Annotated in this window: 20 protein-coding genes; 14 read left to right on the top strand and 6 right to left on the bottom strand. The window is 64.7% G+C overall.

Translation table 11 applies throughout. The features are described from left to right. Positions 1 to 145: 145 nt before the first annotated feature. From V7D81_RS04960 to V7D81_RS04945, 4 genes are read left to right on the top strand one after another with little or no spacing between them, the layout of a single operon-like run. Complete coding sequence (locus tag V7D81_RS04960; protein WP_324314939.1) at positions 146 to 2,530, top strand: TonB-dependent receptor; 2,385 nt, start codon at positions 146 to 148, stop codon at positions 2,528 to 2,530. 28 nt (positions 2,531 to 2,558) lie between these two features. Beyond that, entirely contained in the window at positions 2,559 to 3,539 is a 981-nt protein-coding gene (locus V7D81_RS04955) for a quinone oxidoreductase family protein (RefSeq protein WP_324314937.1), read from the top strand. Positions 3,540 to 3,560: 21 nt separating this feature from the next. Continuing rightward, positions 3,561 to 4,850, top strand: a complete 1,290-nt coding sequence (locus V7D81_RS04950) for an MFS transporter (RefSeq protein WP_324314934.1) — start codon at positions 3,561 to 3,563, stop codon at positions 4,848 to 4,850. A gap of 5 nt (positions 4,851 to 4,855) precedes the next feature. Next, positions 4,856 to 5,863 (top strand): YeiH family protein, encoded by a 1,008-nt coding sequence (locus tag V7D81_RS04945; protein WP_324314932.1) that lies wholly within the window; start codon positions 4,856 to 4,858, stop codon positions 5,861 to 5,863. A 45-nt stretch (positions 5,864 to 5,908) separates the two neighbouring features. Here V7D81_RS04945 and V7D81_RS04940 read toward each other — a convergent pair whose 3' ends face one another. The 4 genes from V7D81_RS04940 to V7D81_RS04925 form a co-directional block, all read right to left on the bottom strand. Next, positions 5,909 to 6,973, bottom strand: a complete 1,065-nt coding sequence (locus tag V7D81_RS04940; RefSeq protein WP_324314931.1) for a 3-keto-5-aminohexanoate cleavage protein — start codon at positions 6,971 to 6,973, stop codon at positions 5,909 to 5,911. Positions 6,974 to 6,998: 25 nt separating this feature from the next. Beyond that, complete coding sequence (locus V7D81_RS04935; protein ID WP_324314930.1) at positions 6,999 to 7,847, bottom strand: TauD/TfdA dioxygenase family protein; 849 nt, start codon at positions 7,845 to 7,847, stop codon at positions 6,999 to 7,001. A 272-nt stretch (positions 7,848 to 8,119) separates the two neighbouring features. After that, positions 8,120 to 8,677 carry a rhodanese family protein gene (locus V7D81_RS04930; RefSeq protein WP_324314929.1) on the bottom strand — a complete coding sequence of 186 codons (558 nt, stop codon included), beginning with the start codon at positions 8,675 to 8,677 and terminating at the stop codon, positions 8,120 to 8,122. Positions 8,678 to 8,686: 9 nt separating this feature from the next. Then, positions 8,687 to 8,998 carry an ArsR/SmtB family transcription factor gene (locus V7D81_RS04925; protein WP_324314928.1) on the bottom strand — a complete coding sequence of 104 codons (312 nt, stop codon included), beginning with the start codon at positions 8,996 to 8,998 and terminating at the stop codon, positions 8,687 to 8,689. Positions 8,999 to 9,079: 81 nt separating this feature from the next. On the opposite strand from V7D81_RS04925, the gene V7D81_RS04920 reads away from it, so the two are divergent. The 10 genes from V7D81_RS04920 (at position 9,080) to V7D81_RS04875 (ending at position 21,070) form a co-directional block, all read left to right on the top strand. Then, entirely contained in the window at positions 9,080 to 9,967 is an 888-nt protein-coding gene (locus V7D81_RS04920; protein WP_324314926.1) for an MBL fold metallo-hydrolase, read from the top strand. A gap of 51 nt (positions 9,968 to 10,018) precedes the next feature. Continuing rightward, on the top strand, positions 10,019 to 11,386 hold the full coding sequence (locus V7D81_RS04915; RefSeq protein WP_324314925.1) for a phospholipase D-like domain-containing protein: 1,368 nt from the start codon (positions 10,019 to 10,021) through the stop codon (positions 11,384 to 11,386). A 245-nt stretch (positions 11,387 to 11,631) separates the two neighbouring features. Then, positions 11,632 to 12,321 (top strand): thiol:disulfide interchange protein DsbA/DsbL, encoded by a 690-nt coding sequence (locus tag V7D81_RS04910; RefSeq protein ID WP_324314924.1) that lies wholly within the window; start codon positions 11,632 to 11,634, stop codon positions 12,319 to 12,321. Between the two features lie 286 nt (positions 12,322 to 12,607). Beyond that, complete coding sequence (locus V7D81_RS04905; RefSeq protein ID WP_324314922.1) at positions 12,608 to 14,398, top strand: ABC transporter ATP-binding protein; 1,791 nt, start codon at positions 12,608 to 12,610, stop codon at positions 14,396 to 14,398. A 142-nt stretch (positions 14,399 to 14,540) separates the two neighbouring features. After that, the gene (locus V7D81_RS04900) at positions 14,541 to 15,224 is read left to right on the top strand and encodes an alpha/beta hydrolase family protein (RefSeq protein WP_324314920.1); all 684 of its coding nucleotides are present in this window, start codon (positions 14,541 to 14,543) and stop codon (positions 15,222 to 15,224) included. After that, a complete protein-coding gene (locus V7D81_RS04895; RefSeq protein WP_324314918.1) occupies positions 15,221 to 15,421 on the top strand; it encodes a hypothetical protein in 201 nt (66 codons plus the stop codon). The genes V7D81_RS04900 and V7D81_RS04895 overlap by 4 nt, the downstream gene beginning before the upstream one ends. A 191-nt stretch (positions 15,422 to 15,612) precedes the next feature. Next, positions 15,613 to 18,315 (top strand): non-homologous end-joining DNA ligase, encoded by a 2,703-nt coding sequence (ligD, locus tag V7D81_RS04890; protein WP_324314916.1) that lies wholly within the window; start codon positions 15,613 to 15,615, stop codon positions 18,313 to 18,315. Between the two features lie 88 nt (positions 18,316 to 18,403). Beyond that, entirely contained in the window at positions 18,404 to 19,276 is an 873-nt protein-coding gene (gene ku / locus V7D81_RS04885) for a non-homologous end joining protein Ku (protein ID WP_324314914.1), read from the top strand. Between the two features lie 94 nt (positions 19,277 to 19,370). Beyond that, on the top strand, positions 19,371 to 20,195 hold the full coding sequence (locus V7D81_RS04880; RefSeq protein ID WP_324314912.1) for a tetratricopeptide repeat protein: 825 nt from the start codon (positions 19,371 to 19,373) through the stop codon (positions 20,193 to 20,195). Positions 20,196 to 20,362: 167 nt separating this feature from the next. After that, complete coding sequence (locus tag V7D81_RS04875; RefSeq protein WP_324314910.1) at positions 20,363 to 21,070, top strand: DUF72 domain-containing protein; 708 nt, start codon at positions 20,363 to 20,365, stop codon at positions 21,068 to 21,070. 127 nt (positions 21,071 to 21,197) lie between these two features. Here V7D81_RS04875 and V7D81_RS04870 read toward each other — a convergent pair whose 3' ends face one another. Together V7D81_RS04870 and V7D81_RS04865 are read right to left on the bottom strand one after the other, a co-directional pair. Beyond that, positions 21,198 to 21,956 (bottom strand): ABC transporter ATP-binding protein, encoded by a 759-nt coding sequence (locus tag V7D81_RS04870; RefSeq protein ID WP_324314909.1) that lies wholly within the window; start codon positions 21,954 to 21,956, stop codon positions 21,198 to 21,200. 52 nt (positions 21,957 to 22,008) lie between these two features. Continuing rightward, the gene (locus V7D81_RS04865) at positions 22,009 to 22,767 is read right to left on the bottom strand and encodes an ABC transporter permease (protein WP_324314908.1); all 759 of its coding nucleotides are present in this window, start codon (positions 22,765 to 22,767) and stop codon (positions 22,009 to 22,011) included. Positions 22,768 to 22,774 lie beyond the last annotated feature (7 nt).

Genomic DNA, 22,774 nt, shown 5'->3' with positions numbered 1-22,774 from the left:
AGGTCCTGTCATCCCGTGAACAGCACCGTCCTGCAGTCGCCCTCTAGGCTCGGTCTACGGATCTGACGCCGTGGACGATGCAACACGGACGAACGGGTTCGACTTGGCTCGTACACGCGGCATCCACGCCATTCGGGGGTTTTCGATGAAGACATCGTATTCGCTGCTGACGCTCGCCATCGCGACCGCACTGGGCTCGCAGCAGGCACACGCTCAAGCCGCACCGGCCGACACCAGCACTGTCGCGCTCGAAGAAATCCAGGTCATCGCACGCAAGACGTCGGAACCGATCCAGGACGTGCCCATGGCAATCTCCGCCGTCACTGCAGAACAGGTGCAGGCCGCGGGCATCCGCGACGTCGCCGACCTGACCGTGCTGGTGCCCTCGCTGGTCGTGACGACGAACTCGAATCCGTTCAACACCAGCTACCGTATCCGCCGCATCGGCAACGAAGGCAACATTCCGGACTTCGAACCGGATACCGGCCTGTTCATCGACGGCGCGTATCGCTCGCGTTCCGGCCTCGGCCTGGGCGACCTCGCCGACATCGAGCAGATCGAAGTCCTGCGCGGCCCGCAGTCGACGCTCTACGGCCGCAACGTCACGGCCGGCGCCATCAGCGTCCGCACCGCGATGCCGAGCCAGACTTTCGGCGTCATGGGTGAAGTGACCGGCGGCAACGACAACTTCCGGGGCGTGCGCAGCTACGTCACCGGCGGCATCACCGATACGCTTTCCGCGCGCCTCAGCGTGACCGGATCGCAGCGCGACGCGATTGCCAAAAATCTCATCGGCGCCGACAGCGACGATCTGAACCAGTTCGCGGTGCGCGGCCAGTTGCTGTTCGAGCCGGGCGATGCGTGGCAGATCCGCCTGATCGGTTCGCACGTCGAGCGCGACATGAAGCCCGCGCTGGCCGACATGTACTACGGTCCGGCCGTCACGGCGCTGGTCAATGCCACGGCGGCGAATCCCGCCGCACTCGGCGCCGCTGACGGTCCGGGACTGGCGGACGGCGTCATCAACCCGAGCGCGCAGCCGATCCTCGACAACGATCCGCTGAATCGTCGCGTGCAGGCGCTCGCGCCGCTGCAGTTCGAACAGAAGTCCGACGAGGCCATCGCCTCGATCGAGTACGCCGCCGATGCGTTCACGCTGACCTCGCTGACGAGCTACGACGTCTACGACATCACGCAAAGCTGGAACGACGCCGGCCAGACCGGGCTGGATCTGGTGAACTATCGCGACTTCCAGAGCGGTGAAACCTTCAGCCAGGAACTGCGCATCAATTCGCGTTCGGGCGGTCGCCTCACCTGGCTCGCCGGCGTGTACTACTACGACAATCACTTCCAGCGCGGCGATGAGGATCAGCACGAATTCACGCTGGGCCAGGCCATCGACGAACTGGGCGTCGCCGCAGGCATCGCCTCGCCGACGCTGCCGGACGTACCGGTGTTCGGCCTGCCCGGCGACACGGGCGATTTTTACGAGATCTCCGACAGCCGGAGCTACGGCGCCTTCGCGCAGAGCTCGCTGGACGTGACGGATCGTCTCGCATTCACGCTCGGCCTGCGCTATTCGCTCGAAGAAAAGGACGTGTCGCTCACCAACACGCCCTTCACTTCCGCGCCGGGCCCGCTCGCAGGATTGTCGCTGCCCGTGCGTCTGCTGACGCCGGCGGCGGCTTCGTTCGCGCTCAACGACGAATGGAATGCGGTGACGGGGACGTTCAACACCGTGTATCGCTTCACTCCGGACGCGATGGCCTACGCCACGGTCGCCACCGGCTTCAAGGGCGGCGGCTACAACGGCGGCTTCGGCAACACGCCGCTGTCGCGGCGTCCGTTCGATTCGGAAGACGTCATCAGCTATGAAATCGGCGCCAAGACCGAGTGGGCCGGTCGCGTGCGCCTGAACGCGGCGGCCTTCCTCGCCGACTACGACGACTTCCAGTCGGCCTCGTTCATCGGCCTGCAGTTCCTGGTCAACAACGCGGAGAAGGTCCGCGTGCAGGGATTGGAAGCGGACATGACCGCCCGCCTGACCGATGGCCTGACGCTCGACCTGTCGGCGACCTACGCCGAAGCGACCTACGAGCAATACACGCAGGGTTCGTGTTACTCGGGCCGCGCGCCGGATGATGCCGTCACCGGCGGTTGCGATCTTTCCGGCGAGACGCTGCCCTTCGCACCGAAGCTGACGGCGACGGCCGGCCTGACCTGGGAACACGACATCGGTCCGGGCAGCGTGTTCTCGCGTCTGGACGGCAGCTGGGTCGGTGAGCAGAACGTGACTTCGGAACTGGATCCGAATCACGGCATGCAGGACGGCTACGCGATCGCGAATCTACGACTCGGCTGGCGCCAGGGCTCGTGGGAAATCTCGACGTGGGTGCGCAACCTCACGGACGAGACCTACATCACCCAGACGGCGCAGTCGAATCTGTTCGCGTCGCTGCAGGACGGCACGTATCAGAACTATCTCGGCGCGGAACGCTCGTACGGCATCACCGTGCAGGCCAGGTACTGATCCTGCTACAGCGACCGCGGAGAGACTCATGGCGAGAGCAGTTCGTTTCTACGACGTCGGCGGCCCCGAAGTGCTTCGCCTCGAAGAGGTCGAAGTCGGCGAGCCGGGCCCGGGACAGGTACGCATCCGTCACGTGGCCGTCGGACTCAACTTTGCCGATACCTACTTTCGCAGCGGCGTCTATCCCGTACCGCGCCCGAGCGGCATCGGCGTCGAAGCCTCGGGCATCGTCACGGCGATCGGTCCCGGCGTCGGCAACGTCGCGGTCGGCGATCGCGTCACCTACACCGGCTTCATCAACACGCTGGGCGCCTACAGCACGGAGCGGCTGATTCCCGCCGCGCCGCTCATCCGGCTGCCCGAAACGATCGCCTTCGAAACCGCCGCGGCCATGACCATGCGCGGCCTCACCGCCGCGTATCTGCTGCGACGCATTCGCGATCACAAGCCGGGCGACACCGTCCTGCTGCACGCGGCAGCCGGCGGCGTCGGTCTGATCGTGGCGCAATGGGCGAAGCTGCTGGGACTCACCGTCATCGGCACCGTGTCGACCGATGCCAAGGCCGATCTGGCGCGCGCGTACGGCTGCGATCACACCGTGAACTACGCCCGCGAAGACGTGGCGAAGCGGGTGCGCGAACTCACCGACGGCGTCGGCGTCGACGTGGTCTTCGACAGCGTCGGCAAGGACACCTTCATGGCCTCGCTCGACTCTCTCAAACGCCGCGGCCTGCTCGTCAATGTCGGCACCGCCTCGGGAACGATTCCGCCGTTCGATCCGCAACTGCTCGCGATCAAGGGCTCGCTGTTCCTGACGCGACCGGCGCTCGCGGACTACATCGCCGATCCCGCCGAGAAGGCGGCGCTCGCGCAGGAACTGTTCGATCACGTCGGCAGCGGACGCATCCGGATCGAGATCAACCAGCACTATGCGCTGGAGGATGCGGTCGCGGCGCATCGCGATCTGCAGTCGCGCAGGACCACCGGCTCGTCGATCTTCGTCATCTAATCCTCGTCATAGGCGATTCCCATGGAGCTTCCGCGCGGGGATGCCATCCCGGAGAGCGACAGCGACGCGATGCCGGTGTCGCGCAGGTACGCATGGGTCGTCTTCGGCGTGACGTTCTGCCTGCTGCTGTCGGACTACATGTCGCGGCAGGTACTGAACGCGGTGTTTCCGCATCTCAAGACGGAATGGGCCTTGTCCGATGCGCAGCTCGGCACGCTGAGCGGCATCGTCTCGCTGGCGGTCGGCGTGCTGGCGTTCCCGCTGTCGCTGCTGGCCGATCGCTGGGGCCGCATTCGCAGCCTGGTGCTGATGGCGATGCTGTGGAGTCTCGCCACGCTGGGCTGCGCGCTCGCGCGTGACTTCCAGCACCTGTTCGTCGCGCGATTCCTGGTCGGCGTCGGCGAAGCGGCTTACGGCAGCGTCGGCCTGGCCGTCGTGCTCAGCGTCTTTCCGGCGCGCCTGCGGGCGACCATCACTGGCATGTTCCTGGCGGGCGGCATGATCGGCTCGGTGCTGGGTATTTCCGGCGGCGGATTGATCGCGCAGCACTTCGGCTGGCGCGCTGCGTTCGCCGGCATGGCGACGTTCGGCATGCTGCTGACGCTTTGCTATCCGTTCATCGTGAGCGAAAGGCGCATTGCACCGGTTGCTCCCCAACAAGCCAGCCGCAATGCGCGGCCGAAGCTGCGTGAACTGATCGGCAGCCGTTCCGTCATCTGCGCCTACGCCGGCAGCGGCGTGCAGGTCTTCGTCAGCGGCGCCCTGCTCGCGTGGCTGCCCAGCTATCTCAACCGCACGTATGGCATGACGATCGCGCAGGCGGCGCTCGTTGCCGCGATCTTCGTGTTGAGCAGCGCCGCGGGCATGGCGCTGTGCGGCAACCTTTGCGACCGCGTCGGTCGCGACTCGCCGGCCGCGAAACTGTCGCTCGCCATTGCTTACTGCCTGAGCTGTTTCGTGCTGCTGGCCATCGCCTTCCACCTGCCTCCCGGCGTACCGCAACTGATCTTGATCGGGCTCGGCATGTTCGTCGGCGCGGGTACCGTGGGCCCTGCCGGCGCCATGGTTGCCAACCTCACGCCAGCGCCGATCCACGGCACGGCATTCGCCACGCTGTCGCTGGCCAACAATCTGCTGGGCCTCGCGCCCGGGCCGATCGTCGTCGGTGTGCTCGCCGATGCTTACGGTCTGACCGCCGCGCTGCAGTTCGTACCATTCGTCTGCTTGGTGTCGGCGTTCATCTTTGCCTGCGCGCGACGCCGCTACCGCGACGACCTGCAGCAGATCGAGATGCGCGTGCGCGTGGCCTGAATCCGATGACGTCCGCGACGCTGGCGACATTCCAGAACCGCAGCCGCGAGCTGCTGCCGGGACTGACGGTGACCGCCATCGTCGCCGCCGCGGCGACCTTCCTCGCAGAGCACTACTCGGCGCCGCTCATGCTGTTCGCATTGCTGCTCGGCATCGCGATGAATTTCCTGCCGGGCGAGACACGCTGCGCGTCAGGAATCGAATTTTCGGCGCGCGCCGTCCTGCGTGTCGGTGTGGCGCTGCTCGGCATTCGCGTGACGTTTGCACAGATCGCGCAGCTCGGCTGGCAGCCGCCGGTCATCGTGGTGATCTCGCTGATCGTCACGATCCTGGTGTCGACGCTGCTGGCGCGCTGGCTGCGCTTCAATACGCTGTTCGGATTCCTGACCGGCGGCGCTACTGCCATCTGCGGCGCGTCCGCGGCGCTGGCGCTGGCGGCAGCGCTGCCGGCACATCCGGGCAAGGAGAAGGCGACCACCTTCACCGTGATCGGCGTATCGGCGCTGTCGACCCTGGCGATGATCGTCTATCCGCTGCTTGCGCACTGGCTGCACCTGTCGCCGACAGCGGCCGGCGTGTTCATCGGCGGCACCATTCACGACGTCGCGCAGGTCGTCGGCGCCGGTTACAGCATGTCGCAACAGACCGGCGACGTCGCCACCGTCGTCAAGCTGATGCGCGTGGCGATGCTGCTTCCGGTGATCCTTTGCGCCGCGATGATCACGCGCGCACAGATCGGCACGCGCGGCGACCGGCCGCCCCTGCTGCCCTGGTTTGCGGTTGCCTTCGTGATGCTCGCCGCGGTCAACAGCACCGGCTGGATCGGTGCGACGGTCCGCGATGCCTGCAGCGACGTGTCGCGCTGGTGCCTGGCGATTGCCATGAGCGCCATCGGCATGAAAACCCAGCTCAAGGAACTGGCCACCGTCGGGTTGAAGCCGGTGATTCTGATGGTGATCGAGACGGTGGTGCTGGCGGGACTGGTGCTCGGGCTGTCCTGCTGGCTGGGCTGATCGGCCCATCGGCGGCACCGAACGGCGGACGGCACACGGATTTCCTTATCGGCCCGCGGCGTACTGCGTGAATCCGAGCTGGCCCGGCCTGCGATTCGGCGCGAAACCGTTGGCGGCCAGTGTTTCGTCGGCGTCGTTGTAGAACGTGCCGATCCGATAGATCTCGCGCGCCTGCTGCGCATTGGCGACATCGCGACCGACCTCGCGCGAAATGCGCACGAGCTGTTCGATCTGTTCGACGGAGCCCATCTTGCGATCGCGGCGCTGCGTCCAGAGGTTGTCCTCGATCCCGCAGCGCACGTGCAGGCCCATGGCGATCGCCATCATGTTGAGCGGCAGCACGTTCAGCATCGACGTTTCGAGCGTGAGCACGGAACCGTCGGGGCAGGCGCGCACGAAGTTGGCGAGGTTGTAGAGGTTCGGCGCATCGAAGCCGCCGCCGATGGCCACCCACGTCAGGATCAGCGGCACGTTCGCCGCGCCGCGACGCATCATGCGTTCCACCGTCTCGAGCTGCGCAATGTTGGCGAGCTGGAAATGCGTCTGGATGCCCTTCGCGGACAGCCTGCGGATGTGCTCCTCGACCCATTCAGGGCCGGCGGGAATCGTCATCTCGCGATACGCACGGTACAGCGCGGGATCGGCGATCGACGTTCCTGCGAGATCGGCCGGCACCATCTGCTCGACGATGTTCATCTGATTGGTGTTGATCGCGATCGTCACCTGATCCGGCGCCGGCTGCAGTTCCGCCAGCATGTGGCGCGTGTCGTCCGACAGCCACTTGGCCGCTTCGCCGTCGCTTTCCGGCGCGAAGGAAATCGAGCCACCGACCTGCAGGATCAGTTCGGGAACGCGCGCGCGAATGCCGGCGAGCAGTTCGTTGAACTTCGACAGACGCTTCGAACCCTTGCCGTCCAGTTCGCGCACGTGCAGGTGCAGCACTGTCGCGCCGGCGTTGTAGCAGTCGACGGCTTTCTGGATCTGCTGTTCCATCGTCACCGGAATGTCTTCCGGAAAGTCGGCCGGCATCCATTCCGGTCCGTACGGCGCGACCGTGATGACGAGCTTCTGCTGGTTTTCGGGAAAGAGGGAGCCGTCGAGGAAATTCATGCGGAGGTTTCCTTCTGAACCGATTTCAATAGGGCTTGTCGCCGACGATGCCGGCGCGTTCCATCCGGCGATGGCAGGGCGCGTAGTCCATGACCGCGTAGTGCTGCGTGCTGCGGTTGTCCCAGATCGCGACGCTGTTCGGCTGCCAGCGCCAGCGCACCTGGTATTCGGGGACATAGGCCTGACTGATCAGGTAGCGCAGCAGATCGGCCGCGCCTGGATTGGCGTCCTGCCCGTAACGGACGTTGGCCGGCGTGTGATAGTTGGTGAAGTGCGTGGTGAACGCGTTGACGAACAGAATCTTCTCACCCGTCTCCGGATGCGTACGCACGACCGGATGCTCGGCATCGGGATACTGCGCCTTGAGCGCCAGACGCTTCTCGATCGGCATGGCCGCACCGAACGAAGCCTCGATGCTGTGACGCGCACGCAGGTTGGCGATGCGCGCCTTGATCTCGTCCGGAAGGCGTTCGTAGGCAAGCGCCATGTTGGCCCACATCGTGTCGCCGCCGACCGGCGGACACTCCACGCATCGCAGTACGCAGCCCATCGGCGGTTCTTCGCGCCAGGTCGCATCGGTGTGCCAGGCGTTCTCGTAACGATCGACCGGCATCTCCGGGCTCTTGTAGATCAGCACGAGACCGGGATAGTCGGGATGACTCGGCGCGACCGGATGATCCTCGAGCCTGCCGAAGCGCGCAGCGAAGTCGACGTGCTCGCCTCGTGAAATGCGCTGATCGCGCAGGAACAGCACCCGATGACGCAGCAGCGCGGCCTTGATCTCGCCGAACAGATCGGCGTCGTAGGCCGCTTCGGCGAGATTGACGCCGACCAGTTCGGCGCCGAGAGCGCAGGTGAGTGGCTCGATACGCATGGCAGTTCTCTTCCCGACGGCGAAAGGCCTGGCGGCGCAACGGGCGCCTGGCCATCGATTTCGACGTTAGTGGATGCCGTCCAGGACGCGCCTGCCAAAAAGCGACATGCGCTGCGCATTTGGTGACATGGGTGTGCGCGGTCGAGCTATCCCGGATGTGGGATGAGGTCGAATCGAGCGTCCCTTCCTCCGCGCAGCGGAAGGGGTCTGTAGGTCAGGCTTCAGCCTGACTCTGAAAAAAAGCCGGCGTCACCGCAAGAGAAGCCCCCACCCTAACCCTCCCCCGCTGCGCGGAGGAGGGGATCGGAAGAGGCCGCCTGCCGGTTCCACGGCATGTGTCGCAGCAGCGTCGCCAGACCGCAGAAGCCAGTCGCGCCCGCGAAGACCAGACCCGCACCGACGAACGCCGATAGCGCGTAGAACCACGACGACACGGTCGCGCCGAGCGCAACACCGAGCACGACGGCGCTGCCCGCCGCGAGTTGCACCTGACGCATCAGCTCGAGCGGCTGGCTGCGATCGGCGATCACCGGCAGGCCCGCTTTCTTCCAGGCATCGAGCCCGCCTTCGAGCAGATAGGCCTCGCACGGGACCGACTGCGACAGACGGTCCGCGTTGACGGCAGTACGCGCCCCGGAGCGGCAGTGAAAAATGACCTGCGATGCATCGCCGATGTCGCAACCAGCGTGCGGCAGCGAAGACACAGGCTTCGACCGCGCCTGTGAGATGCGCTCGCGCGCATGTTCGTCGGGTTCGCGGATGTCCACGAGCACGGCGCCGGCGTCGATCAGCTTTTTCGCTTCCGCGGCAGTGATGGAACGAAGTGACATGACGGCCTCCTAGGAACAGTAGATGTCCTTGAGCAGCGCGACGATCTTTTCCAGGTTGGGATCGGCGATGCGATAGAAAACGGACTGCGCCTCGCGACGGCTTTCCACCATCCCTTCCTCGCGCATGCGGGCGAGATGCTGCGAGGTCGCGGACGGGCTCAACTCCACCGCCTCCGCCAGTTCGCCGGCGCTTGCCTCGCCGCTGCCGATCAGCGTGCACAGGATCAGCAGGCGCCGGTCGTTGCCGAGCGAGCGCAGCAGGGCGGCGGCCTGGTCGGCGCTGGCCTTCATCTTCGTCAGATCGCGCTTGGTCAGGGGCATGACAGTCCTTATTTCAGTTGACGCTAAATTTAGCAATTACTAAAATAAAGTCAAGCAGAGAACCTGAACGAGGACAAAGCCATGAATACCGCCGTCATCCAGGCCTTCTTCGACGAGCCGACCCATACCGTCACCTACCTGGTGGCCGATCCGGCGACCGGCGACGCCGTCATCATCGATCCGGTGCTGGACTACGATCACCGCTCCGGCCGTGCCGGCGTCGAGTCCGCCGACAGGGTGCTCGCCGCCGCGAAATCGGCGGGCCTGCGAGTCACGTGGATCCTGGAAACCCACGCGCACGCCGACCATCTGTCCGCCGCGCCGTATCTCAAACAGCAGACCGGCGCGACCACGGGCATCGGCGAACACATCCGCGACGTGCAGCGCATCTTCCGGCCCGTGTTCAACCTGACCGACGTCTCGGGCGACGGCAGCGAGTTCGATCGCCTGTTCCGCGATGGCGAGCGGTTCTCCCTGGGATCGCTGGAAGTCGAAGTGCTGCACACGCCGGGACACACGCCGGCCTGCGTCTCCTACCGGATCGGCGATGCGGTGTTCGTCGGCGACACGCTCTTCATGCCCGACTACGGCACGGCGCGGGCGGATTTTCCGGGCGGCGATGCGGGGACGCTGTACCGCTCGATCCAGAAGCTGCTGGCGCTGCCGCCGCAGACGCGGCTGTTCATGTGCCACGACTACAAGCCGGCCGGACGCGATCACTACTCGTGGGAGACGACGGTGGGAGAAGAACGCGCGCGCAACGTCCACGTCGGCAGCAACATCTCCGAACAGGAATTCGTGGCGATGCGTCGCGCCCGCGACGCCTCGCTCGCCGCGCCGACGCTGTTGCTGCCATCGATCCAGGTCAACGTGCGCGCCGGCCGGCTGCCGGCCGCCGAATCCAACGGCGTGCGTTACCTCAAGATCCCAATGCGGCTGACCGGAGCGGCCGAACCGCCGGCAAAGTGAGCGACTGTTTGCTTACAATCCGGCCCCGATGTCGCTCCGCGCTCTACAACCGTGATCGCCTCCTGGCTGCCTACGCCGACTCACTACCTGCTGGTGAGCGCGATTGCGGTGCTCGTCTACATCCTGACCACCCGCGGCCAGCACCAGCGGCGCGCACCGACCTCGGCGATTGCCTGGGTGCTCGGACTCGCGCTCGTGCCTTATCTGATGCTGCCGCTCTACCTGCTGTTCGGGCAGCGCAAGCTGCGTCCCGTCGCCACGCCGCGCACCGGTGATGTGGAGGCAGGACATCACTGGGCGGCCGAACTGATCGAGTGCTTCGGACTCGCGCCGCCGTCACTGGCCGAAGTACGCCTGCATCGCGATGGACTGGAAGCCCGCGCGGCGCTGTGGGAAATCATCGATGCGGCGCAGTCGCGTCTCGATGTCTGCACCTTCCTGATCGGCAACGATCCGATCGGCGCCGAAGCGATCGAACGCCTGACGAAGCGCGCACGCGCCGGCGTACGCGTGCGTCTGCTGCTCGACGGATTCGGGGCCGTGTTCGTCCCGCGCCGGTTCATGCGCAGGCTGCGCGAGGCGGGGGTCGAAGTGGCGGTGTTCCGGCCGTTCCTGAGCCTGCGGCGCCTCGGCCCGAGAAACCTGCGCAATCATCGCAAGTTCGTGATCGCCGACGACCGCTGGCTGTGGAGCGGCGGCCGCAATCTCGCCGCCGAATACTTCATCGACTGGAAGGGCGTGCCGGCCTGGCTCGACCTGTCGTTCGACCTGCGAGGTGCAATCGCCGCGGAAGCTGCGCGGCAGTTCGATCTCGACTGGACGGTCACCACGCGCGGCCAGGCGAATGGCACGCACGCCCCGCAATCCACGAGCGTGTCGCAGGGTTCACTCGTGCAATTCCTGCCGAGCGGTCCCGATCAGGCGGAAGACACCGCGCAGTCGCTGCTGGTCGATGCCTGCTATCGCGCGCGCCGGCGCATCCTCGCCGTAACGCCCTACTTCGTTCCCGACGACAGCCTGCGTGTCGCGCTGCGGCTGGCCGCGCGTCGCGGCGTACGTGTCACCATCGTGCTGCCCGATGAATCGAACCACCGCCTCGCCGATTTCGTCCGCTCGCGCGCCATGCGCGATCTCGCCGTGGCCGGCGTCGAATTCCGCCTGCTGCCCGTGATGATTCACGCGAAGGCGCTGGTCGTCGATGAGACGCTGGCGATGAGCGGCTCGATCAACCTCGATCTGCGCAGCCTGCTGCTGAATCACGAAGCGTCGGTCGTGTTCTACGGCGCGCACGACATCGCCTGGTTCGCGCAGTGGATCGAGCAACAGGTGACGCAGGGAGCAGCGTACGAAGCGAAGCCGCCCGGCCTGATGAGGGATATCGCAGAAGGACTGCTGCTGACGGTGGCGTTTCAGCTCTGACGCCGCATTGAGCCGCCAGCGATCAGGGTGAAGGCCGATTGTGCGTCCCCTCCTCCGCGCAGCGGGGGCCTGTAGGTCAGGCTTTAGCCTGACTTCCGGAAGAGGCCGGCTGTGACCGAAGGAAATCCCGCGGGAAAGCCGGCCCCACAGTAGGAGAACAGACCCGACACATGCATCAGCGCAGGCGTTGCCATTGCCGCAGTCGCTGGCCATGATGCACCCACTGCACCTGAGCCGGGGGATGTATGCGCTTGCTTTGGACGATGACGACTGCTGCGTTCGCGATGCTGTGTGGCCTGTCGGCGAGCGCCGCGACCTGGACCGAGGGCCAGCACTATTTCCGGGTGCAGCCGGCGCAACTCACGCTCGCGGGCCCCGGCAAGGTGGAAGTCGCCGAAGCCTTTTCGTACGGCTGCCCGGCCTGCAACCAGTTCCTGCCCATCATGGAGGAGATCGAGAAACAGCTGCCGTCGCAGGCGCAGGTCGTCCTCGTGCATGCCTCCTTCAACACGGCCGAACAGTGGCCGATGTTCCAGCGCGCGTTCTATACGGCACAGCAACTCGGGCTGGTCGCAAAGACGCATGAGTCCATGTTCACGGCCATCTGGGGCGGCGGTCCGCTGGCCGTGGTCGACGGTTCGGGTCGCATCAAAAAGCCTGCCCCGACCATCGAAGACGCTGCCCGGTGGTATGCACAGAAAACCGGCGTCGATGCGCAGAAATTCGTCGAGACCTCGAAGTCGTTCGCGGTGGACAGCAACATCCGGCGCGCGGAAGCCTGGATGAAAGCCTGTCGCGTCGATTCGACGCCGACCCTCGTCATCAACGGCAAATACCGGCTGACGGTCCGTTCGGCGGGCGGCGTGCAACAGACGATCGAGCTGATCGACTGGCTGGTAGCGCGGGAGCTGGCGGCCACGACGGCGGCGCGTTGATTCTTTTCTTCCTGTGGGGCCGGCTTTAGCCGGCCTCTTCGGAGTCAGGCTGAAGCCTGACCTACAGAAATCCCGCTTGCCCCGGACCGCGCACCGGTGGTATCAATCCCGCCCCTTTCCATGCAACCCCGAGGGAGGCATCGATGAACATCGCATCGCATATGCGCCTTCCCACGCCGGCGAGTTTCCACTGAGCCCCGGCTGGGGCTGACTCGTACCGGCTTCCTTCGCTGGAAGCATTCCCGAGGTTTGCATTGGAGCGGCACGCATCACGTGCCGGACTGTCATGACGATATCCCGCGCAGAGGGCGCTCAAGTCCTCCGCAAAGTTCTTTCCTTCACGTTCGGTCTGTGGGGCCGGCGCCGTGCGCTGGTCGCCGGCATCGCGCTGTCCATGTCGCTCGCGACCCTGACTGAAGTCTTCGTGCCCGTGTATGCGGGACGATTGATCGATGCCGTCACCAGCGGCGCGACCGACGCTGCGCTGTCCGCGTTCCTGACGATGGTCGTGCTCGGGCTGATGCTGGTCCTGCTGCGTCACCTGGCATGGTGGGGCGTCGTGCCGCTGACGCTGGGCCTGATGACTTCGGTGGCGCGCGACACGTTCCATCGCGTGCAGCGCCTGTCGACCGACTGGCATGCCAACAGCTTCGCCGGTTCGATCGTGCGCAAGATCACGCGCGGCATGTGGGCGCTCGATACGCTCGACGACGTATTGCTGCTGTATCTGCTGCCGTCGGCTGTGGTGCTGATCGGCACGGTCGTGCTGCTCGGCGCGCACTGGCCGTTGATGGGCGTCGTCATGGCGATCGGCTCGGCGGCGTACGTGACGTTCAGCATCGTGGTGGCGACGCGGATCATCGCGCCGGCGTCGCGCCTGTCGAATGCGCAGGACACGAAGATCGGCGGCGTGCTGGCCGATGCGCTCAGTTCCAACGCCGTGGTCAAGGCATTCGGTGCGGAGCAGCGCGAGGATGCGCGGCTGGCGCGCGTCGTCGACAAATGGCGGCGACGTACTTCGCGGACCTGGATGCGCCATACCTGGAGCGGCAGCACGCAGCTCGCGCTGCTGTGGGCGATCCGCACATCCATCACGGGCGTGGCGCTGTGGCTGTGGTCGCAGGGCAAGGCCACGCCGGGCGAGATCACGTACGTCCTCACCACCTACTTCGTCGTGCACGGCTACCTGCGCGAGATCGGACAGCATGTCCATCAGCTGCAGCGTTCCGTGAACGAGATGGAAGAGATGGTGCGCCTGTATGACGAACCGCTGGGCGTCGCCGATGCGCCGGGCGCTGCGCCGCTGCGCATCACGAACGGTGAAGTGCGCTTCGAGCACGTCACCTTCAGCTATGCGGGACATCATCAGCCGCTGTATCGCGACCTGAACGTGCGCATCGCCGGCGGGCAGCGCATCGGGCTGGTGGGACATTCGGGCTCCGGCAAGACGACGTTCGTCAAGCTGATCCAGCGGCTCTACGACGTGAAGTCGGGCCACGTGCTGATCGACGGACAGGACGTTGCCCACGCGACTCAGGAATCGCTGCGCTCGCAGATCGCGATCGTGCCGCAGGAGCCGATCCTGTTTCATCGCAGCCTGGCGGAGAACATCGCGTATGCGAAGCCCGACGCCACGCAGGCACAGATCGAACGTGCGGCGCGGCTCGCCAACGCGCACGACTTCATCGCGCGACTGCCGCGCGGTTATCAGACGCTGGTCGGCGAGCGCGGCATCAAGCTGTCGGGCGGCGAACGCCAGCGCGTCGCACTGGCGCGCGCCTTCCTCGCCGACGCGCCGATCCTGATCCTGGACGAAGCGACGTCGAGCCTGGATTCGGAATCGGAGGCGTTGATCCAGGAAGCGATGGAACGACTGATGAGGGGACGCACGTCGATCATCATCGCGCACCGGCTGTCCACCGTGCGCGCGGTGGACCGGATCCTGGTGTTCGAGCAGGGCCGCATCATCGAGGACGGCAATCACGAGACGCTGCTGCGCCAGTCGCACGGTCACTATCGCCGGTTGTTCGAGCGACAGTCGGGCGCGTTCGTGGCGCCGGCGGAGATGATCGACTAGCGCAATTCCTCCCTGTGGGGCCGGCTTCAGCCGGCCTCTTCTGTAGGTCAGGCTTTAGCCTGACTTCTCAAGAAGGCCGGCTGAAGCCGGCCCCACAGGAAGAGCGGTGTCCGCTCGCACCGCGCTGGTGTAGCCTCGATGCATGACTGCCGCTGCGGCCGAGCCGGTTTCCATCGCGGTGGGCGAATCGCTCACCGTCAGCGGGCTGTACCTGCGACCGACACAGGCAACAGCGTGCTACGTGCTCAGCCACGGCGCTGGCGCCGGGATGACTCATGCCTCCATGGCAACGCTCGCGAACGGACTCGCCGATCTCGGCGTCGCGACATTGCGTTACCAGTTTCCCTACATGGAGCGCGGTTCGAAGCGACCCGATCCGCCGCCGCTGTGCCACGCGACCGTGCGCGCCGCCGTATCGATGGCCGCGCAGGTTGCGGGCGATCTGCCGCTGATCGCGGGCGGCCGGTCGTTCGGCGGCCGCATGACATCGCAGGCCCAGGCATTGGCGCCGCTGCCCGGTGTCCGCGGTCTTGCCTTCCTCGCCTTCCCGCTGCATCCCGCCGGCAAACCTTCGATCGAACGCGCAGCCCATCTGGCTGACGTGCGCATCCCGATGCTCTTCCTGCAGGGAACGCGCGACGAACTCGCGACGCTCGATCTGCTGCAACCGGTAGTCACCGGCCTCGGCACGCGCGCCACGCTGAAACTCCTGGCGGATGCGGATCATTCCTTTCACGTACCGGCACGCAGCGGCCGCAAGGACGCCGACGTACGCGACGAAGCGCTGCGCACGCTGGTCGCGTGGACGCAGCATCTGCAGCAATGAGCGACACCCGCAAACTCCGGATCGTCGCGACCGTCGTGGCCTCGTTCACGCTCCTGATCGCCGCCGTGCTGACGCTGCTCGTCAAACACGTCATCACGTTTCAGATGGCGCTGCTGATGCTCATCGCCCTGTTCGGCCTCTACTTCGGCTTCGGTGTCCTCATCGCCGTGTGGCGGTTCATCGGGAAGCTCGAGTAAGAATGTTTCACACGGAGATCACGGAGAAGAGAATTTCCACGGGGAAGGAAGGGGAACACGGGGGACACGGGGAAGAAGAACTTTTCCGTTCCGAACCCCGTGCTCCCCGTGTTCCCCTTCCTCCCCCGTGGAAATTCTTCTTCCGACCTCCGTGGACTCCGTGATCTCCGTGTGAAACATTCTTCCTCTTCATGAAACGTCCGCTGGAAAAATACGCCGCGAAGCGCAAGTTCACGCGCACGCCGGAGCCGGGGCCGAAGCTCGTGGAGCGCAGCGGGCCGCTGCTGTTCATCGTGCAGAAGCACGCGGCGCGACGCCTGCACTACGACTTCCGGCTCGAACTCGATGGCGTGCTCAAATCCTGGGCCGTGCCGAAGGGTCCGTCGCTGCAGGTCGGCGAGAAGCGGCTGGCGGTCGAAGTGGAAGATCATCCGTTCGATTACGCCTCGTTCGAGGGCGTGATCCCGGAGAAGCAGTACGGCGCGGGCAATGTCATCGTCTGGGACTGCGGCGTCTATTCGCCGGACGAGGGTGGCAGGTATTCGTTCGGCGATCGCGAGGAAGCGGAAGAACGGCTGCGACGCGAACTCGCGAACGGCAAGCTGAGTTTCTTTCTGCGCGGCGAGAAGCTGAAGGGATCGTTCGCGCTGGTCCGCACCTCCACGGACAAGCAGTGGCTGCTCATCAAGCACAAGGATCGCTTCGCCGGCGTCGACACGCTGCTGGCGCAGAACACCTCGGTGCTTTCCGGCGTCACGCTGGATGAAATCGCCGACGTCGATCGGCAGCGTCTCTCAGCGAGATTGCTTGCACCCGCGGGGCCCGCCGAAGCGCTGCCGCAGCAACTCGAACCGATGCTGGCGGAATCGGGCGACGATCCGCAGACGCAGGCCGACTGGATGTACGAACCCAAGCTCGATGGCTATCGCGTGCTGGCCTACATCGACGAGGGCAATGTCTTTCTGCAGTCGCGCCGCGGCATCGATCTCACGCCGCTGTTTCCGGAAGTCGTCGAAGAACTGCAGCAGCAGCACGTCGATACCATGCTGCTGGACGGCGAGATCGTCGCGCTCGACGACGACGGCAAGCCCTCCTTCAACGCGCTGCAGAATCGTGCACAGCGCAAGGGCGCGAAGGAACTCGGCGCTGCGCGGCGCGACAATCCCGTCATTTTCCTGTGCTTCGACCTGCTGCACTTCGCCGGCATGAATCTGCGCGGCGCGACCTACCTGGAACGTCGCCGTTATCTGACGCAATGCCTGCTGCCGTCGGCACACGTGCAGCTCGTGCATGCATCGCATGATGCCGAGCAACTGTTCTCAGCGTCGCTGGCCAGCGGCTTCGAAGGCATCGTCGCGAAGCGGTGCGACAGCGTGTATCAACCGGGCAAGCGTTCCGCCGCCTGGGTGAAGTACAAGTCGAGACGCACCGGCGAGTTCGTCGTGGGCGGCTATACCCAGGGACGTCGCGGCCGCGGCAAGCTGGGGGCGCTGGTGCTCGGTTACTACAAGGGCCGGCAACTGCGCTACGTGGCTCACTCCGGCTCCGGCCTGACGGACGCGTCCATCAAGCAGATTCTCGCGTACGCGAGCACGCTCGAAACGAAGACCTCGCCGTTCGCGGAGAAGCCGCCGCTCAATGCACCGGCCACGTGGTTGAAGCCCGAGCTGGTGGCAGAAATCCAGTTCGATGCATGGACGCCGGACGGGCACCTGCGCAGCCCGATCTTCCTGCGCCTGCGCAATGACATCGAACCGAAGGCAGTCCGCACCGGGCCGGACAGGAAGGCCGGCGGCGCCAAGCCGAAGAAGACACCGACGAACGACATCGAGTCGGTGCTCGAACAGCTGGACAACAAGGCGCAGCAGCTCGAGCTCGTCGTCGGCGATGCGAAGATCCGCCTGACCAATCTCGATCGCGAATACTGGCCGGCCGACAAGGCCGCGAAATTTCCTGCCATCACCAAGCGCGAGCATCTGCGCTATCTCGCGCGCGTGGCGCCCTTCATGATTCCGCACCTGCGCGACCGGCCGCTCACCCTGATCCGCATGCCCGAAGGCATCGGCGGCGAGCGTTTCTTCCAGAAGCATTGGGAGCAGGAACGGCCGGCGTTCGTGGAGACCGTCTCGGTGTTTTCCGAGCATCGCGAAGGCAAGCATGAATACGTGATGGGCAACAATCTGCCGACGCTGCTGTGGCTCGGCCAGGTCGGCACGCTCGAATTCCACGTCTGGCATTCGCGCGCGAAAGTCGCCGCGGATTCGAAGAGCAAGAGCACCGACTACGACAGTTCCATCGAGTCGATGGAAGCCTCGGTGCTGAACTATCCCGACTACCTGGTCTTCGACATCGATCCGTACATCTATTCCGGCAAGGAAGCGAAGGGCGCCGAGCCGGAGCTCAACAAGAAAGGCTTTGCCGTCGGCAAACGCGTGGCCTTCTGGATCAACGACCTGCTCAAGGAAATGTCGCTCACGGCGCGGGTGAAGACGTCCGGCAAGACGGGCCTGCACGTGTTCGTGCCGATCGAGCGCAGCCTGACCTTCGACGAGGCCCGCCACCTCTGCGAGCTGGTCGGCCGTCACGTCATGCAGGCCCATCCGAAGGAAGTGACCCTGGAATGGGCCGTGGTGAAACGGACCGGCAAGATCTTCATCGACTACAACATGAATGTCCGGGGCAAGACCCTGAACGTGGCCTATTCCCCCCGCGGGGTGCCGGGGGCCCCGGTCTCCATGCCCCTGACCTGGGAGGAGCTGGAAGCCGCCGAACCCGGGCACTTCACCATGCGAAACGTGCTCGAGCGCTTGGAAAAGACCGGCGACCGGTGGCATGATGTTCTTTCGATAAAACAGAATCTTGCGAAAGTCTTCGGAAGTAACGGTCGAAAATAACTCGGTAAGCAGGTCGGAATAGTGGCTGCCGGAACGTCCTTGAGGCGCGAGGCATTCCCACTCGGCAGACGGCAAACAAGAGGCAGCCATGGCCGCACGTTCTATCGGTTCCCTGACGATTTCCTTCGGACTCGTCGCCATTCCGGTGAAGCTTTACTCGGCCACGCAGTCGAGCAATGCCATCTCCTTCAATCTGCTGCATGCGACGTGTGGCTCGCGCCTCAAGCAGCAGTACATCTGCCAGAAGGAAGGCGTGATCGTCGATCGCGGCGAGATGGTGAAGGGTTACGAATTCGCCAAGGACCAGTACGTCCGCTTCACGCCGGAAGAGATCAAGCAGCTCGAGGAAGTCGGCACGCACTCCGTCGACATCTCCGAGTTCGTGCCCATCGAAGCGATCGATCCCGTCTACTTCGACAAGACCTACTACCTCGCACCGGACAAGGGCGCAGCCAAGCCCTATGCCCTGCTGGTCGAAGCACTCAAGGAATCGAAGCGCTGTGCCGTCGCGCACTGGGCTTCGCGCGGAAAATCCCACATCGTGGCGCTGCGGCCGGTGGGCGATGTGCTGACGATGCAGCAGCTGTACTTCGCGTCCGATGTCCGGCCCGCTACCGAGATGGACGTCGCCAAGATCGATGTGAAACCGCAGGAGCTGAAACTCGCCCGCCAGCTCATCGACCAGCAATCGGCAACCTCGTTCGACCCGACCGCCTACACCGATGACGTGCGCGTACGCATCGAAGCTGCCATCCAGAAGAAAGTCGAAGGCCAGGAAATTTCCGTGTCCGAAGCGCAGCCCGAAACCGGCGGCAAGGTCATCGATCTCATGGATGCCCTGCGCGCCAGCCTGGAAAAGAGCGACACCGCGAAAGCCAGCGTCTCGAAGCTCGGCCCGCGCAAGGCGGCCAAGCGCGTCGAACAGCCGGCGAAGGTGGCCCGGAAAGCGGGCAAGAGGTAGCTAGAGCTTCTTACTGTGGGGCCGGCTTCAGCCGGCCATTTTCGGAGTCAGGCTGAAGCCTGACCTACAGAAAGAAACAGATCGCCTGGATCCGATGCAGACCTACAGCGCCGCCGACATCGAACGAATCCTGCGCCTCTCGCGCAGTACGTTGCGCGGGCTGATCAAGAACGGCTTCGTCAAGCCGGAACGGGGACCGAAGCGCGAACTGCGCTTCTCCTTTCAGGATCTCATCGTGCTGCGGGCCGCGCGGTCGCTGCTCGAAGCGAAAGTCCCCGTACGTCGTATCAATCGCTCGCTGCAGGATCTGCGGCGCCACCTGCCCGAAGAAGCACCGCTCTCCGGTCTCAGCATCAGCGCGATCGGCGACGAAGTGGTGGTGCGCGACGGCAGGAATCATTTCCATGCCGACAGCGGCCAGTATGTGCTGGGCTTCGACGTCAGCGTCGAGAACGGCGTCGTGCGCGTCGTCGAGCGCAAGGAGGAAGCCGCCGATTCCGAAGCGCAGGATGTCGATGACTGGTTCGATCGGGCACTCGAACTCGAAACGAGCAATCCGCAGGAAGCGCGCGCCGCCTATGAGCGCGTGGTCGCAGCCGAACCCGATCACTGCGCCGCGTGGATCAACCTCGGTCGGCTGCTCCACGAGCAGCATCAGACCGGCGAAGCCGAGATCATTTATCGGCGCGCGATGGAACAGTGCGGACCGGATCCTGTTCTCATGTTCAACCTCGGCGTGCTGATGGAAGACCTGGACCGGCCCGCCGCCGCGGTCGAGGCCTATCAGGCGGCAATCACCGAAGACCCGACGCTGGCCGACGGCCATTTCAACCTCGCCCGCCTGTACGAAGCGATGGGCAAGGCACAGCACGCCATCCGTCACCTCGGCCAGTACCGTCGTCTCGTCTCTGCAGAGTAGGAGGAAGAAGAATTTCCACGGGGGACACGGGGAACACGGGGCTCGGAACAGAAAGAAATCTTCTTGTCCCCGTGTTCCCCGTGTCCCCCGTGGAAACTTTCTTCTCTTTGTCTTGAACTCCGTGTTCTCCGTGAACTCCGTGTGAAACTTCTCCCTCCGAGGACGTCATGGCGCTCTGGGTCGGCACCTCCGGTTACAACTACGACGAATGGAAGGGCGGCTTCTATCCGCAGAAGATCGCCGGCGACCAGATGCTGCCGTACTACGCGCAGCGGCTGACGACGGTCGAGATCAACTACACCTACTACCGGATGCCGAATGCGAAGACGCTGCAGGGGTGGAACGACGCCACACCGGCCCGCTTCAAACTGACGCTGAAGGCGCCGAAGCGGATCACGCACGAAGCGAAGCTGCACGATTGCGCGGACTCGGTGAAATATTTCGTCGAGACGGCCGCCAGGCTCGGACCGAAGCTCGGCGCCCTGCTCTTCCAGCTGCCGCCGAGCCTGCGCCAGAACCTGCCGTTGCTCGATGCCTTCCTGGAAACCCTGCCGGAAGGCACGTGCGGCGCCTTCGAGTTCCGTCACGGCTCATGGCTGAACGAAGAAGTCTATGCGCGGCTGCGGGCGCGCAACCTCGCCCTGTGCGTCGCCGACAGCGTGACGATGACCACGCCGCTCGTCCTGACGGCCGACTATGCATATTTCCGCCTGCGCGACGAAGGCTATTCTCCGGACGATATCGCGGGCTGGGCGGCGCGTATTCGCGACGCCACGGCCGGATGCAAAGAGGTCTACGTCTACTTCAAGCACGAAGAGGCCGGCCTCGGACCGCAGTTCGCGAAAGCATTTCTGGATGCACTCGACGGTGAATGACCTGCGACCGGCTTCTTTCTGTAGGTCAGGCTTCAGCCTGACTCCTTAAAAGGCCGGCTAAAGCCGGCCCCACAGGCAGAGCAGATCCTTGAGTCAGTGCCATTCGGCTACAGCCGGCCCCACAGGATCAATCGCCGTACGCATCCACTCCCAGCTCCCTCAGAATCGCCACACGCAACTCCTGCGCCTCCGGACTCGCCAGCTTGCGCGGATGCGGGAACGGCACATCGAAGCTCGCCTGGATCCGGGTCGGCCGCGGCGACAGGACCATGATGCGATCGGCGAGGTGGATCGCCTCCTCCACATCATGGGTGATGAGCATCACCGTGTGACGCTCCTGAGCGAGGATGCGCAGCAACTCGTTGCGCATGCGCAGGCTCATGAGCGCATCCAGCGCCGAGAAGGGCTCGTCCATGTAGAGCACTTCCGGCCGGACGGCCAGTGCGCGCGCGATCTCGGCACGCTTCAGCATGCCGCCCGACAATTCATGCGGGTAACTCTTCTCGAAGCCCGTCAGCCCGACGATCGCCGCGTAGTGATCCGCGATCTCCACCTTCTTCGCCGGCGAGTGACCGTTGAGACCGAACATCAGGTTCTCCTGCACGGTGAGCCACGGGAACACCGAGCCGTGCTGCGAGATCAGGATGCCCTTCGCGTTGGGTTTGTTGCGCGGCTTGCCGTCGATGATCACCGCGCCCTGATCCGGCTGGATGAAGCCGGCGATGATGTTCATCAGCGTCGACTTGCCGCAGCCCGATGGTCCGACGATGGCGACGAACTCGCCGTCGCGCACGGAAAAGCTCACGTCATCGACGACGTTGAGCGCACTGCCGTCCTTGACGAAACTCTTGCGCAGATCGCGCACTTCGATCTTGATGGGATGCACTGGCCGCTCTCTCTCGTTCCTGCCATTCACGATCCGCCATTCGCTATCCGCTTCAATGGACATAGCGCCACCGCACCAGCTTCAACCCTTCGAGCATCCGCATGCTCCCGTCGAGCATCAGCCCGATGAGACCGATGATGATCATGCCGGCGATCACGAGGTCGTAACGGTTACCGGCGTTACGCGAATCCATGATCATGTAGCCGAGTCCCGAGCGCAGCGCGATCATCTCGGCCGCCACCACGACGAGCCACGCCACGCCAAGGCCGATGCGCATGCCGACGATGATCTGCGGCAGCACGGCCGGTATGACGACCTGCGTGAACAGCGTGTAGCGCGACACGCCGAAATTCTCCGCGGCCCTGAGATAGCGCTTCTCGATCGTGTGCACGCCGACGACGGTCTGCACGATCATCGGAAAGACCGACGAGATGAAGATGAGATAGATGGGCGATGCGTTGCCGACGCCAAACCAGAGAATGGCAATCGGGATCCAGGCGATCGGCGAGATCGGGCGCAGGATCTGGAACAGCGGATTCAGCGTGTCATACGCCCCGCGCACCCACCCCATCCAGAGTCCGAGCGGAATGGCCACGATGACAGCCAGAAAAAAGCCGGCGCCGACGCGCATGAGCGACGCACCGATGTGCATCCACAATGTTCCGTCCTCGATCAGCTCGGCCGTGCCCGTCACCACCTTCCAGGGCGACGGGAAGATCATGCTCTTCGTGACGACGACGCTGATCCACCACGCGCCGATAAGCAGCGCGACGATGGCGAGTGCCGGTAGTGATTGCTTTACCCGTTCCATACCTGTT

This window comes from Povalibacter sp., from assembly GCF_036735925.1.
Classification (GTDB): domain Bacteria; phylum Pseudomonadota; class Gammaproteobacteria; order Steroidobacterales; family Steroidobacteraceae; genus Steroidobacter.
Note: the sequence above shows the minus strand (reverse complement) of the source record. Positions and strands in the feature narration are given on the sequence as shown.

Coding starts and splice junctions, on each gene's coding strand:
- V7D81_RS04960 (WP_324314939.1), top strand. CDS start 146: ATGAAGACATCGTATTCGCTGCTGACGCTCGCCATCGCGACCGCACTG.
- V7D81_RS04955 (WP_324314937.1), top strand. CDS start 2,559: ATGGCGAGAGCAGTTCGTTTCTACGACGTCGGCGGCCCCGAAGTGCTT.
- V7D81_RS04950 (WP_324314934.1), top strand. CDS start 3,561: ATGGAGCTTCCGCGCGGGGATGCCATCCCGGAGAGCGACAGCGACGCG.
- V7D81_RS04945 (WP_324314932.1), top strand. CDS start 4,856: ATGACGTCCGCGACGCTGGCGACATTCCAGAACCGCAGCCGCGAGCTG.
- V7D81_RS04940 (WP_324314931.1), bottom strand. CDS start 6,973: ATGAATTTCCTCGACGGCTCCCTCTTTCCCGAAAACCAGCAGAAGCTC.
- V7D81_RS04935 (WP_324314930.1), bottom strand. CDS start 7,847: ATGCGTATCGAGCCACTCACCTGCGCTCTCGGCGCCGAACTGGTCGGC.
- V7D81_RS04930 (WP_324314929.1), bottom strand. CDS start 8,677: ATGTCACTTCGTTCCATCACTGCCGCGGAAGCGAAAAAGCTGATCGAC.
- V7D81_RS04925 (WP_324314928.1), bottom strand. CDS start 8,998: ATGCCCCTGACCAAGCGCGATCTGACGAAGATGAAGGCCAGCGCCGAC.
- V7D81_RS04920 (WP_324314926.1), top strand. CDS start 9,080: ATGAATACCGCCGTCATCCAGGCCTTCTTCGACGAGCCGACCCATACC.
- V7D81_RS04910 (WP_324314924.1), top strand. CDS start 11,632: ATGCGCTTGCTTTGGACGATGACGACTGCTGCGTTCGCGATGCTGTGT.
- V7D81_RS04905 (WP_324314922.1), top strand. CDS start 12,608: ATGACGATATCCCGCGCAGAGGGCGCTCAAGTCCTCCGCAAAGTTCTT.
- V7D81_RS04900 (WP_324314920.1), top strand. CDS start 14,541: ATGACTGCCGCTGCGGCCGAGCCGGTTTCCATCGCGGTGGGCGAATCG.
- V7D81_RS04895 (WP_324314918.1), top strand. CDS start 15,221: ATGAGCGACACCCGCAAACTCCGGATCGTCGCGACCGTCGTGGCCTCG.
- ligD (WP_324314916.1), top strand. CDS start 15,613: ATGAAACGTCCGCTGGAAAAATACGCCGCGAAGCGCAAGTTCACGCGC.
- ku (WP_324314914.1), top strand. CDS start 18,404: ATGGCCGCACGTTCTATCGGTTCCCTGACGATTTCCTTCGGACTCGTC.
- V7D81_RS04880 (WP_324314912.1), top strand. CDS start 19,371: ATGCAGACCTACAGCGCCGCCGACATCGAACGAATCCTGCGCCTCTCG.
- V7D81_RS04875 (WP_324314910.1), top strand. CDS start 20,363: ATGGCGCTCTGGGTCGGCACCTCCGGTTACAACTACGACGAATGGAAG.
- V7D81_RS04865 (WP_324314908.1), bottom strand. CDS start 22,767: ATGGAACGGGTAAAGCAATCACTACCGGCACTCGCCATCGTCGCGCTG.